Source organism: Caldimonas tepidiphila (assembly GCF_003569765.1).
In the GTDB taxonomy this organism is placed as follows: domain Bacteria; phylum Pseudomonadota; class Gammaproteobacteria; order Burkholderiales; family Burkholderiaceae_C; genus Caldimonas; species Caldimonas tepidiphila.
This window is the reverse complement of sequence record NZ_QXMG01000036.1, coordinates 20858-33115: the sequence shown is the minus strand read 5'-3', so window position 1 is coordinate 33115 and position 12258 is coordinate 20858. Positions and strand designations below refer to the sequence as shown.

The following is a 12258-nucleotide window of genomic DNA, read 5'->3' as shown; positions in this document are numbered from 1 at the left end:
TCAGGGCTGCGTGAAGCGGTCGCCGACCTTCACCGGCTCCTGCACGTTCAGGATCAGCGCATAGGACATGCGCTCGAAGGTGCGGAAGACGAAGAGCAGGCCGTGACGCTCGTCGGGCAACTGCATGCGCAGCGCCCGCCCCTGCGTGCGGTCCACCGCCTTGCTGCCGTAGCGCCACAGGGCCAGCACATGCCCGCGCTCGAGGCCGTCGGCCTCGCCGCGGTTGAGCGCGACGATCTGGTTCTGTCCGGCCGAGAGCGCCTCGCCGTAGATCGAGACGATGCGGCCGTCCATCTCCTTCTGCGGTGCGTGGGGCGCGTAGCTCAGGAACTCGCGCTCGGGCATCGGCGCGAGCCGGTCGCCCACGCCCACCTCCTGCTTGGCGCTCAGCACCGTGAAGCTGGCCGGGATGTACTCGCCGCGCGGGCCCGTCTCGGCCGGCTTCACGTACTCGGTGGTGCCGAGGTAGGCCGCCTCGTAGCCGAGGATCTCGCGCGTGTCGGGGTCCCGCAGCGGCTTAGCCTCGCGGAACAGCCGCCATTCGCGCGCCTTGCCCAGCTCGCCGCGGACGTAGGCGCGGTCGCCGCGCGTCAGCAGCACACGGCCCTCCTGTGCGGCCACCACGCGCGGCGCGCGTTCGAGCTCGTTGTGGTCGAAGATGATGGCTTCGTTCAGGAAGGGCTCGATCAGGTGCAGCGGGATCGGCGGGATCGCGTCGTCGGGCAGCAGCGAGCTGCGCACGCGCGGCGACAGCTTCACGGTCTGGCCGCTCCCCGGCGTGCCGATCGCCTGACCCACGCGCAGCCGGGCGCGGCCGTCGATCTTCTCGAGCACCAGGAGCTGTCCGGGGTAGATCAGGTGCGGATTGCGGATCTGCTCGAGGTTCAGGCCCCACAGCTCCGGCCAGCGCCACGGGGTCTTCAGGAACATTCCCGAGATGTGCCACAGCGTGTCGCCCGGCCGCACCACGTGGCTGTCCGGTGCGTTCGGTGCGATGTCCTCCAGCGGCACCCCGGCCTGCGCGACCTGCTGCGCCGTGGTGCGCTGTGCCACGGTGACCGGAAAGCCGGTGGCCCCGGCGGCTCCGACGCCGATCAGTGAGACCAGGGCCCCGGCCAGGATGCGGCGGGACAGCGACGGGAGAGAGGACATGGGGGCTCCGCGGGCCGGCACGGCAGCGACGGGCGCCGCCATGAGGCTGGATATGGTTAATGAGTTTTCGACGCGCGCTGGCAGCGGCAAGTGGGGGAAAATCCCCACTTTCGCTCACAGATTCTGCCCACAAAGCATTGATGCCGCAACGATTTGTGTCACTCGCGAAGCGACACGGCGCGGCGCCTTTCACACTGCGGCCGCCTGCGGCGACCGCCACCGCGCGCCGCGCGCGCACCGATTCCCTGCCATGGCCATACTCAATATCCTGCGTTATCCCGACCCCCGCCTGCACACCGTGGCCAAGCCGGTGGCGCAGGTGGACGACCGCATCCGCCGCCTGGTCGACGACATGATCGATACGATGTACGACGCCAACGGCGTCGGCCTCGCCGCCACGCAGGTCGACGTGCACGAGCGCGTCATCGTCATCGACACCTCCGAGGAGCGCAACGATCCGCGCGTGCTGATCAATCCGGAGCTCGTGAAGGCCAGCGACGAGATGATCGTCTGGGAGGAGGGCTGCCTGTCGGTGCCGGCGATCTACGACAAGGTGCAGCGCCATGCCCGCGTGCGGGTGCGCGCGCTCGACCGCGACGGCAAGCCCTACGAGTTCGACGCCGACGAGCTGCTCGCGGTGTGCGTGCAGCACGAGATGGATCACCTGATGGGCAAGGTCTTCGTCGAGTACCTGTCGCCGCTCAAGCGCAACCGCATCCGCGCCAAGCTGCAGAAGAAGTCGCGCGACGAGGTCAAGGCCTGATGCGGGTCGTTTTCGCCGGCACGCCCGAGTTCGCCCGCGTCGCGCTCCAGGATCTGCATGCCGCGGGCTTCGAGCTCCCGCTGGTGCTGACGCAGCCCGACCGGCCCGCCGGCCGCGGCATGAAGCTGCAGGCGAGCCCCGTCAAGCAGCTCGCGCAGCAGCTCGGCATCGAGGTCGCGCAGCCGCGCAGCCTGCGCCTCGACGGCAAGTACCCCGACGAGGCCGCGGCCGCGCGCGAGCGGCTGCAGGCCGCGGCGCCCGACGTGATGGTGGTCGCCGCCTACGGGCTGATCCTGCCGGCCTGGGTGCTGGCGCTGCCCCGCCTGGGCTGCCTGAACATCCATGCCTCGCTGCTGCCGCGCTGGCGCGGCGCGGCGCCGATCCACCGCGCGATCGAGGCCGGCGACGCCGAGACCGGCATCACGATCATGCAGATGGACGAGGGGCTCGACACCGGCGACATGCTGTGCGTCGAGCGCCTCGCGATCGCTCCCGGGGACCGCACCGCCACGCTGCACGACCGCCTCGCCGCGCTCGGCGGCCGGCTGATGGTCGAGACGCTGCAGCGGCTGCGCCAGGGCCCGCTCGCGGTGCGGCCTCAGCCGGCCGAGGGCGTGACGTATGCGCACAAGATCGAGAAGGCGGAAGCCGCGATCGACTGGTCGCAGCCCGCCGAGGCGATCGACCGCCGCATCCGCGCCTTCGATCCCTTCCCCGGCGCGCTCGCGAGCCTCGACGGCGTGCCGGTGAAGTGCTGGGCGGCGCAGCCGGCGCCCGGCGAGGGCGTGCCCGGCACCGTGCTGGCCGTCGACGACGAGGGCATCACGGTCGCCTGTGGCCACGGTGCGCTGCGGCTCACCGAGCTGCAGAAGCCGGGCGGGCGCCGGCTCGCCGCGCGCGACTTCCTGCGCGGCCACCCGGTGCGCCCCGGCATGGTGTTCGAGCGGCCTGTCGATTGATTGAACTCCGGCCCGCCGCCCGCATCTGAAGCAGGACCGAACCCGCACGCACCCACAGGAGAAGAGACGCGATGTTCAACCTGATGAAGACCGCCATCCTGATGGCCGCCATCACCGCGCTGTTCATGGCGCTGGGGGCCATGATCGGCGGGCGCACCGGGATGATGCTGGCGCTGCTGGTGGCGCTCGGCATGAACTTCTTCAGCTACTGGTATTCCGACAAGCTGGTGCTGAAGATGTACAACGCGCGCGAGGTCGACGAGACCACCGCGCCGCAGTTCCACGCGATGGTGCGCGAGCTCGCCACGCGGGCGCAGTTGCCGATGCCCAAGGTCTACATCATCGACGAGGACGCGCCCAACGCCTTCGCGACCGGCCGCAACCCCGAGAACGCCGCGGTGGCCGCGACCACCGGCATCATGCGCGTGCTCTCCAACCGCGAGCTGCGCGGCGTGATGGCGCACGAGCTCGCGCACGTCAAGCACCGCGACATCCTGATCTCGACGATCAGCGCGACGATGGCCGGCGCGATCTCGATGCTCGCGAACTTCGCGATGTTCTTCGGCGGCCGCGATGCGGAGGGCCGCCCGGTCAACCCGATCGCCGGCATCCTCGTGGCGATGCTCGCGCCGCTCGCCGCCGGCCTGATCCAGATGGCGATCAGCCGCGCGCGCGAGTTCGAGGCCGACCGCGGCGGCGCCGAGATCTGCGGCGACCCGCAGGCGCTTGCCAGCGCGCTCGACAAGATCAACCGCTACGCGCAGGGCATCCCGCTGAACGCGACCGAGCGCCATCCCGAGACGGCGCAGATGATGATCGTGAACCCGCTGTCCGGCGGCGGCCTGCGCGGCCTGTTCAGCACCCACCCGTCCACCGAGGAGCGGGTGGCGCGGCTGATGGCGATGGCTCACGGCGGCATGATGCGCTGACGCGCCCGCGCGGACTTTCCCGGCCGAAGCCCCGCTCCGCGGGGCTTTTTCTTGTCCGGGCCGCGTCGGAGCGGGCGGCCGGCTCAAGTTCGCCCTCCGGGCGCCGAAAGCAGGAGCACCTGCCTTCCTTTCGTCGTCCGACCTATGCGCGTTTCGATGCTCTCCCTGATCCTGCTCCTCGCTTTGGCGGGCTGCGCCCGGCTGGGCATCCCGATGCCCGGCGCCTCGGCCGCACGCGAGGCCGAGAGCCGGGCGATCGGCAGCGCCTGCCGGCATGCCGGCCGCGCGATCGAGGACTGCTACACGCTCAACACGCAGGCCGACAAGGCGGCGGTCTTCGCCGGATGGCGCGAGATGAACGACTACATGCGCGAGAACGACATCCGCGAGGTGACGCCGCAGCTGCCCCCGCCGGCACTCGCGAAGCTGCAGAAATCCGCCGCGGCAGCAGGAAACAAGCCTCCCGAGGACGAGGAAGAAGAGGAAGAGGCGCCGCCGAAGGCGCAGCAGCGCGGCGGCCGGCCGCTGGCGCGCGCCCTGTAAGGACCCTGACCCGGCGGGCTCATCAGCCCCCGCCGGCCGCGACCCGGCGCCCGCCCAGTATCCCGCGCAGCTCCGCGATCCAGCCGGGCTGCTGCGCGGCCTGCGGCCGACGCGCGCGCGGCTCGCGCACCAGCTTGAACTCGAAGCGCGCGCCGGGCCAGCCCTCCAGCACCAGCCGGTCGCCGCGCTCGACGCGCAGTGTCTCGCCCCGGGCCAGCACCACGTCGCGCGCGAGCGGTTCGCCGCGCCGCGTGCAGGTGATCCACAGACGGCCCTCCACCACCTCGAGCAGGTGCGCCTTCGGCGCCACCCAGCTGCAGGCCTCGCCCGGCGCGAGCTGCCATCCCGTGTCGCCGGATTCTTGACGGACAGGCATCGAAAGCTTGTGCATGACTGGCTCCTGGTGAGTTCGACAAGGGCAGTTTCCTCCCGGGGCGGCGCGTGGTCCAATGAGTTCGATGCCGTGGATTGATGAGGAGGGCGCATGAGTGGAATACGCCAGAGACCGTTGCCGGTGGGGGCGCTGCGCAGCTTCGAGGCGGTCGCGCGGCACCTGAGCTTCCGCATCGCCGCGGAGGAGCTGTACCTGACGCAGTCGGCGGTCAGCCGGCAGATCCAGGGGCTCGAGGACGAGCTCGGCGCCTCGCTCTTCTCGCGCGGCACCCGGCATGTCGAGCTGACCGGCGACGGCGCGGCGCTGCTGCGCGCGGTCGCGCCGCTGCTCGACCGCCTCGACGCGACGGTGCGGCAGATCCGCCAGGCCAAGGGCCGGCGCGTGGTGAGCCTGAGCACCTTCGCGTCCTTCGCGTCGCTGTGGCTGATCCCGCGGCTGCAGGCCTTCCAGCGCGAGCATCCGGATATCGACATCCGCGTGAGCGCGAGTGACCGGCTGGTGGATCTCGACGAGGAGTTCGATCTGGTGCTGCGCTACTGCAGCCCGGCGCAGGTGCGCGCGGTGCCGGGCGCGCAGCGGCTGTTCGGCGAGCAGGTCACGCCGGTGGTCAGCCCCTGGCTGCTCGAGCAGGTGCAGGGCGGCCGGCTGCCGTCGCTGGCGGTGCCGACCGACCTGGCGCGCCACGCGCTGCTCGAGGAGGACGACCACCGCCCGAGCGCCGAGTTCCTCAGCTGGCGCCACTGGCTGGCGCGGCAGGGCGCGGCGGGGCTGGAGCCGCAGCGCTGGATCTACCTGAACTACACCTACCAGCAGGTGCAGGGGGCGCTGGTGGGGCAGGGCGTCGCGCTGGCGCGGCTGGCGCTGGTGGACGACTCGCTCGCCAAGGGCGAGCTGCTCGAGCCCTTCGGCGCGGCGCGCCGCGTCGCGAGCCCCTATGCCTACTGGCTGATGGTGCCGCCGGAGCGCCGGCTGCGGCCGGAGGTGCGGCAGTTCTGCGACTGGGTGCGGGCCCAGGCGGCGCAGACGCGCCGGCGCATCGGCGAGGAGCCGGAGACCGACGGCCTCGGCGAGCACGACTGAGGACGGGCCGCTCGCCGGCGGCCGCCGCGCCTCAGTCGGCCGACGTCACCACGCCCTGCTCGGTGACGACCAGCATCAGCGGCTGGTCGTGCGGCTCGACGGGCATCTCGACGAGCGCGTGCGACCAGGCCACGCCGACGGCGGTGACATGCGGGTGTGCGGCCATCCAGCGGTCGAAGTAGCCGCCGCCGTAGCCGAGTCGGAAGCCCTCGCGCGTGTAGCCGACGCAGGGCGCGATCACCACGTCGGGCTGCACCTCGGCCCCTTCGGGAGCAGGGATACCGCATTCGTCCTGCCCCGTGGGCGGGCGCCCGTCCCAGCGGCGGTAGTGCATCGCGCGGGGCGTGCGTGCGGACCACGGCAGCGCCAGTGGCAGATTGCACAGCAACGGATCGGCACGCAATGCAACCAGTGGGTTAAATTCAGATCGAATCGGCCAGTACACGCCCAGCAGCTGCGGCTCCAGGGCGTGCAGCACCTCGCACAGCCGCTCGCCGAGCGCCTGTTGCGCCCTCGGGCCGGCCTCGCTCGCCTGGAAGCGTTCCCGCTCGGCGAGCAGGTGGCGGCGCAGCTCGGTGCGCCGGGAGGCGGGGGTTTCGGACATCTGCACAGGAAGACTTGGACTTGAAATCATTCTATCGACGCGCGCTCGGCGCGCTGGTGCTCGGCGTCGCGCCGCTGGCGCTGCTCGCGCCGCTGCCGGCCGCCGCGCAGGCGGCCGCCGACCCGATCATCGAGGCCCGCGCCGCATGGGGCAAGCGCGACCTCGCCCGGCTCGCCGCGATCCGCTCGGACATGGTGGCGCAGCAGCATCCGCTGGCGCCCTGGGCCGACTACTGGGAGACGGGGTTGCGGCTGGCGCAGGCGACGCAGGCCGATCTCGACGCCTTCTACGCGCGCTGGCCCGGCACCTACGTCGAGGACCGGCTGCGCAACGACTGGCTGCTCGAGCTGGGCCGGCGGCGCGACTGGGCCAATTTCGCCGTCGAGCACGAGAAGTTCCGCATGCGCGACGACCGCGAGGTGCGCTGCTACGCGCTGCTGGTCGAGCATCTCGCCGGACGCGACGTGCGCGACGCGGCGCGCGAGGCCTGGTTCGCGCAGCGCGATGCCGACCAGGGCTGCGCGCTGATGGCCGCGACGCTGCACGAGGCCGGCAGGCTCGGCGCCGCCGACGTGTGGCGCAAGGCCCGCCTCGCCGCCGAGGCGAACCGCCCGCGCGCGCTGCGGCAGGCGGTCGCGATCCTCGGCGAGGAGCACGCGAAGCAGGCGGCCCAGGTGCACGAGAACCCGGCGCGCTACCTCACCCGCCACGCCAGCGCGCGCGATCCGGTGCGCGCCGAGCTGACCGCGCTGGCGCTGGTGCGCGTCGCCGCCAGCGACCCGGACGCGGCGGCCGTGCAGCTCGACAACCAGTGGGAGCGGCAGTTCCGGCCGGAGCTCGCCGCCTGGGTCTGGGCCAGCATCGGCAAGCAGGCCGCACTGCGCCTGTCGCCCGCCGCGGTCGATCACTACCAGCGCGCGATCCGCGGCGCGCGCGAGGCGGACTGGCCCGACGACACGCTGGCCTGGAAGGCGCGCGCGGCACTGCGCGCCGGGCGCTGGCAGATGGTGTCGCAGGCGATCAACGCGATGCGCCCCGCCGAGCAGGCCGACCCGACCTGGGTGTACTGGAAGGCGCGCGCGCTGGCCGCGCTCGCGCCCGACTCGAGCAGCACGGCGGCGCTGCGCACGGAGTCGAGGACGCTGCTCGAGTCGATCTCCGGCCAGATCCACTTTTACGGCCAGCTCGCTGCCGAGGAGCTCGGCCGGCCCCAGACGCTGCCGCCCAAGCCCGCGCCGCTGACCGAGGCGGAGCGCGACGCTGCGCGGCGCCACCCGGGCCTGGCGCGCGCGCTGCAGCTGATCGCGCTCGGCCTGCGCAACGAGGGCGTGCGCGAATGGAACTGGACCACCAACTTCAGCGTGAGCGGCGGGCTGCCGGACCGCGAGCTGCTCGCCGCGGCCCAACTCGCCTGCGAGCGCGAGATATGGGACCGCTGCATCAACACCAGCGACCGCACCAGGACGCTGGTCGACCTCGAGCAGCGCTTCCCGATGCCCTTCCGCAAGGAGGTGCTGGCGCGCACGCGCGAGATCGGGCTCGATCCCGCCTACGTCTACGGGCTGATCCGGCAGGAGTCGCGCTTCATCATGGACGCGCGCTCGCATGTCGGCGCCTCCGGCCTGATGCAGGTGATGCCCGCCACCGCGCAGTGGACCGCCAAGCGCATCGGCCTGCCCTTCCGGCAGGAGATGCTGACCGACCGAGACACCAACCTCGTGATCGGCACCAGCTACCTGAAGCTCGTGCTCGACGACTTCGCCGGCTCGCAGCCGATGGCCGCCGCCGCCTACAACGCCGGCCCGAGCCGGCCGCGCCGCTGGCGCGAGGGCCCCGTGCTGGAGCCGGCGATCTGGGCCGAGAACATCCCGTTCAGCGAGACGCGCGACTACGTCAAGAAGGTGCTGTCGAACGCGACCTACTACGCCGGCCTGATCCACGGCCAGCTCCCGCCGCTCAAGGCGAGGCTGGGCGGCGCGATCGGGCCGCGCGAGGCCAGCGCGCCCGAGCCGCAGCGCGACCTGCCCTGAGGGCCGGGACGCGGGGAAGGGCGCATCGATGAAGGAGACTGCCATGATCCGCAATGTCCTGGTGCTCGGCGGTACCGGCTTCCTCGGTACCCAGGTCTGCCTGCGGCTGCTGGAGCGCAGCCCCGGCGGCGGGCGCGTGGTCGTGCCCTCGCGGCGCATCGGCCACGGCCGCCATCTCTGCACGCTGCCGACGGTCGAGTGCCTCGGCGCCGACGTGCACGACGATGCCTCGCTCGCGCGGCTGCTGCGCGGCATCGACGCGGTGATCAGCCTCGTCGGCGTGCTGCACGGCGACGCGCGCCGCTTCGAGCAGGTGCATGCCGCGCTGCCGCGTCGGCTGGCGCAGGCCTGCCGCGAGGCGGGCGTGCGCCGCGTCGTGCACGTCAGCGCGATCGGCGCGGCGCCCGACGCGCCGTCGAACTACCTGCGCAGCAAGGCCGCCGGCGAGGCGGCGCTGCGCGAGGCCGCGGGGCTCGCGCTCACCGTGCTGCGCCCCTCGGTGATGTTCGGCGAGCGCGACCACTTCCTCAACCTGTTCGCGCGGCTGCAGGCGGTGCTGCCGGTGATGCCGCTGGCGGGCCACGACGCGCGCTTCCAGCCGGTCTGGGTCAACGACGTGGCGCGCGCCGTGGTGCGCTGCCTCGACGAGCCGCACAGCGTCGGCGGGACCTACGAATGCGCCGGCCCGCGCGTCTACACGCTGGCGGAGCTGGTGCGGCTGGCGGGGCTGTGGTCGGGCCACCGCCGCCCCGTCGTGCCGCTGCCGATGGCGCTCGGGCGGCTGCAGGCGCGGCTGATGGAGCTGCTGCCCGGCGAGCCGCCGATGAGCCGCGACAACCTCGACTCGATGCGCGTGCCGAGCGTGGCCGGCGGCGAGCTGCCGGGCCTGCAGGCGCTCGGCATCGAGCCGGCGGCGATGGAGGCGGTGGCGCCCTTCTACCTCGTGCCCCGACGGGGGCGGGGCCGGCGCCCGGTCCCGCATCCGGATGCCTGAAATGCACGACGGCGCCGTCCGTCGGCGCCAGGGGCGAGGGAGGCTCCCTGGGCACGCCCCGCCCCGCTAGCATGGGCCTTCCGCTCTCGGAGGCCCCATGCAGCTCTACATCGGCAACAAGAACTACTCGTCCTGGTCCCTGCGCCCCTGGCTGCTGATGAAGCACGCCGGCATCGGTTTCGAGGAGGTGCGCCTGCGGCTGGAGCTCGGCGAGGGCTCGGAATTCCAGCGGCGGCTCGCGCGCGTCGCGCCGGTCGCGCGGGTGCCGGTGCTGGTCGACGGGGACTTCGCGGTGTGGGACTCGCTGGCGATCGCCGAGTACCTGGCCGAGAGATTTCCCGAGCAGGGCTTGTGGCCGGCCGAGCGCCACCGGCGCGCGCGGGCGCGCAGCGTCTGCGCCGAGATGCACTCGGGCTTCGCCGCGCTGCGCACGCACTTCCCGATGAACGTCGAGCTGGAGATGCCGGAGGTCGGGCCGCGCGTGCTGGCCGAGCGGCCGGAGGTGGCGCGCGATCTCGCGCGCATCGTCTCGATGTGGACCGGGCTGCTCGCGCAGCACGACGGCCCCTTCCTGTTCGGCGACTTCTGCATCGCCGATGCCTACTACGCACCGGTGTGCAGCCGGCTGCGCAGCTACGGCGTGCCGCTGCCCGAGGCGGCGGCCGCCTATGTCGCGCGCATCCACGAGTTGCCGGCGATGCGCCAGTGGTGTGCCGAGGCCCGCGAGGAGCACGACTTCATCGCCGACGACGAGCCCTATCGCAGCGCGCCAGCGCGCTGAGGCCTCGACTGGTGGCGCTCCGGGACGAAAAAGCGGGCCCGAGGGCCCGCTTCCCGGATCCGGCAGCCGGCTGCCGGCCCAGTTCAGGACTTCTGGCGGCGGCGGGCGAGGAAGCCGACCACGCCGAGGCCCGCGAGCATCAGCGCATAGGTCTCGGGCTCAGGCACCGGCGACACGTTGATCATGCCGCTGAAGGCGCCGCCGTTCGTGCCGTCGACCGTGCCGTTGACGGTCAGGTAGTAGGTGCCCGGATCGAGCCGCGTGCGGCCCAGCGCCCAGGACTCCACCTCGGTGCCGCTCACGCTGGTGTTGTTGCCGAGGTTGGTGAAGTTGTTGCCGTTCAGGGACACCGACGTGAAGTCGAAGTTCGAGAACGTGTCCAGGTCGTTGGAGATCAGGCTCGCGGTGACGTAGGAGGGCGCGTGCACGGTGAAGCCGAAGCGTTCGTCGACCGCGTCACCGGTCGAGTAGTTGCCGAAGAAGTTGCCGATGCTGAACGTGGGGTTCCAGGCGATGGTGGTGTCGGCTGCGAAGGCCGACGCGCCGGAGACCGCCAATGCAAGGGCTGCAAGGGTGGACTTCAGTTTCATGAAAACTCCCTGAAAAGAAGCCGCACGCCAGACCATCCGGCGTGCCGCGACCCCTTTTTACTCACTCATTTCGGGGGGAGCACTCCCACATATGTGGGGAATGAGCGGCATTTCGCTTGCCGCCCTCTTGTAAAGCGCACAACTTATGTGCTAGGTGAATTCTCTACACTGTTGTACATGAAGAATTTCCTCGTCGGTGGCGCGGTGCGCGACCAGTTGTTGGGTCTTTCCTCCCAGGACCGTGACTGGGTGGTGGTGGGCGCCACGCCCGAGCAGATGGTCGACGCGGGCTTTCTGCCCGTGGGGCGCGACTTCCCGGTCTTCCTGCATCCCGAGACGCGCGAGGAGTACGCGCTGGCGCGCACCGAGCGCAAGACCGCGCGCGGCTACCACGGCTTCGCCTTCCATGCCGCGCCGGACGTGACGCTCGAGCAGGACCTGGCGCGCCGCGACCTGACGATCAACGCGATGGCGCGCGGCGAGGACGGCGCGCTGATCGATCCCCACGGCGGCGAGCGCGACCTGCGCGAGCGGGTGCTGCGCCACGTGTCGCCGGCCTTCGCCGAGGACCCGGTGCGCATTCTGCGGCTGGCGCGCTTCGCGGCGCGCTTCCACGATTTCCGCGTCGCGACCGAGACCGAGGCGCTGATGGGGGAGATGGTCGAGGCCGGCGAGGTCGACGCGCTGGTGGCCGAGCGGGTGTGGCAGGAGCTCGCGCGCGGGCTGATGGAGGCGCGGCCCTCGCGCATGTTCGAGGTGCTGCGCGGCTGCGGTGCGCTCGCGCGGCTGCTGCCCGAGGTGGACCGGCTGTGGGGCGTGCCGCAGCGCGCCGAGTACCATCCCGAGGTCGACACCGGCGTGCACCTGATGATGGTGCTCGACATGAGCGCCGCGCTCGGCGCGTCGCTGCCGGTGCGCTTCGCCTGCCTGTGCCACGACCTCGGCAAGGGCACGACACCGCCCGAGGTGCTGCCGAAGCACATCGGCCACGAGCAGCGCAGCGTGCACCTGCTGCGGCAGGTCTGCGCCCGGCTGCGCGTGCCCACCGAGTGCCGCGAGTTCGCCGAGGTGGTGGCGCGCGAGCACGGCAACATCCACCGCAGCGAGGAGTTCGGTGCGGCGGCGGTGGTGCGGCTGCTCGAGCGCTGCGACGCGATCCGCAAGCCGCGGCGGCTCGACGACATCCTGCTCGCCTGCGAGTGCGACGCGCGCGGGCGCCTCGGCTTCGAGCAGCGGCCCTATCCGCAGCGCCAGCGGCTGAACGAGGCGCTCGCGGCGGTGCGCTCGGTGGTGACGGCCGACATCGCCGCGGAGGTGGTTGGGCGCGGCGGCGGCGGCGAGCAGATCGCGCAGGCGGTGCACGAGGCGCGCGTGCGCGCGCTGGCGCAGGCCTGGGCCGCGGGGAAGGACGGCGAGGCCCCGGCACAGGGCTGAGTCGC

The 12258-nt window shown here is 72.2% G+C and carries 13 protein-coding genes; 9 read left to right on the top strand and 4 right to left on the bottom strand.

Annotated features, from left to right (window positions below):
• Entirely contained in the window at positions 1-1152 is a 1152-nt protein-coding gene (locus D3A59_RS18165) for a LysM peptidoglycan-binding domain-containing protein (RefSeq protein WP_119156745.1), read from the bottom strand.
• A 250-nt stretch (positions 1153-1402) separates the two neighbouring features.
• On the opposite strand from D3A59_RS18165, the gene def reads away from it, so the two are divergent.
• From def to D3A59_RS18145, 4 genes are all read left to right on the top strand, one after another.
• On the top strand, positions 1403-1915 hold the full coding sequence (gene def / locus D3A59_RS18160) for a peptide deformylase (protein WP_119156744.1): 513 nt from the start codon (positions 1403-1405) through the stop codon (positions 1913-1915).
• Complete coding sequence (fmt, locus tag D3A59_RS18155) at positions 1915-2874, top strand: methionyl-tRNA formyltransferase (RefSeq protein WP_119156743.1); 960 nt, start codon at positions 1915-1917, stop codon at positions 2872-2874. The genes def and fmt overlap by 1 nt, the downstream gene beginning before the upstream one ends.
• Positions 2875-2945: 71 nt before the next feature.
• Entirely contained in the window at positions 2946-3803 is an 858-nt protein-coding gene (gene htpX / locus D3A59_RS18150; RefSeq protein WP_119156742.1) for a zinc metalloprotease HtpX, read from the top strand.
• A gap of 156 nt (positions 3804-3959) precedes the next feature.
• Positions 3960-4346: a hypothetical protein gene (locus tag D3A59_RS18145; RefSeq protein WP_336470423.1), complete on the top strand. Its 387-nt coding sequence runs from the start codon at positions 3960-3962 to the stop codon at positions 4344-4346.
• Positions 4347-4368: 22 nt separating this feature from the next.
• On the opposite strand, the gene D3A59_RS18140 is transcribed toward D3A59_RS18145, so the two are convergent.
• A complete protein-coding gene (locus D3A59_RS18140; RefSeq protein ID WP_157991584.1) occupies positions 4369-4722 on the bottom strand; it encodes a DUF2917 domain-containing protein in 354 nt (117 codons plus the stop codon).
• A gap of 108 nt (positions 4723-4830) precedes the next feature.
• Between D3A59_RS18140 and D3A59_RS18135 the strand changes: the two genes are divergently transcribed.
• On the top strand, positions 4831-5820 hold the full coding sequence (locus D3A59_RS18135; protein ID WP_119156739.1) for a LysR substrate-binding domain-containing protein: 990 nt from the start codon (positions 4831-4833) through the stop codon (positions 5818-5820).
• Positions 5821-5851: 31 nt separating this feature from the next.
• Here D3A59_RS18135 and D3A59_RS18130 read toward each other — a convergent pair whose 3' ends face one another.
• Complete coding sequence (locus D3A59_RS18130) at positions 5852-6424, bottom strand: 5-formyltetrahydrofolate cyclo-ligase (protein ID WP_157991583.1); 573 nt, start codon at positions 6422-6424, stop codon at positions 5852-5854.
• Between the two features lie 20 nt (positions 6425-6444).
• Between D3A59_RS18130 and D3A59_RS18125 the strand changes: the two genes are divergently transcribed.
• The 3 genes from D3A59_RS18125 (at position 6445) to D3A59_RS18115 (ending at position 10229) form a co-directional block, all read left to right on the top strand.
• On the top strand, positions 6445-8454 hold the full coding sequence (locus D3A59_RS18125) for a lytic transglycosylase domain-containing protein (protein ID WP_119156737.1): 2010 nt from the start codon (positions 6445-6447) through the stop codon (positions 8452-8454).
• A gap of 46 nt (positions 8455-8500) precedes the next feature.
• Positions 8501-9448 (top strand): complex I NDUFA9 subunit family protein, encoded by a 948-nt coding sequence (locus D3A59_RS18120; RefSeq protein ID WP_119156785.1) that lies wholly within the window; start codon positions 8501-8503, stop codon positions 9446-9448.
• Positions 9449-9545: 97 nt separating this feature from the next.
• Positions 9546-10229 (top strand): glutathione S-transferase family protein, encoded by a 684-nt coding sequence (locus D3A59_RS18115; RefSeq protein ID WP_119156736.1) that lies wholly within the window; start codon positions 9546-9548, stop codon positions 10227-10229.
• A gap of 83 nt (positions 10230-10312) precedes the next feature.
• Here D3A59_RS18115 and D3A59_RS18110 read toward each other — a convergent pair whose 3' ends face one another.
• The gene (locus D3A59_RS18110; RefSeq protein ID WP_157991582.1) at positions 10313-10819 is read right to left on the bottom strand and encodes an FxDxF family PEP-CTERM protein; all 507 of its coding nucleotides are present in this window, start codon (positions 10817-10819) and stop codon (positions 10313-10315) included.
• Between the two features lie 177 nt (positions 10820-10996).
• On the opposite strand from D3A59_RS18110, the gene D3A59_RS18105 reads away from it, so the two are divergent.
• Positions 10997-12253: a multifunctional CCA addition/repair protein gene (locus tag D3A59_RS18105; protein WP_119156734.1), complete on the top strand. Its 1257-nt coding sequence runs from the start codon at positions 10997-10999 to the stop codon at positions 12251-12253.
• Positions 12254-12258 lie beyond the last annotated feature (5 nt).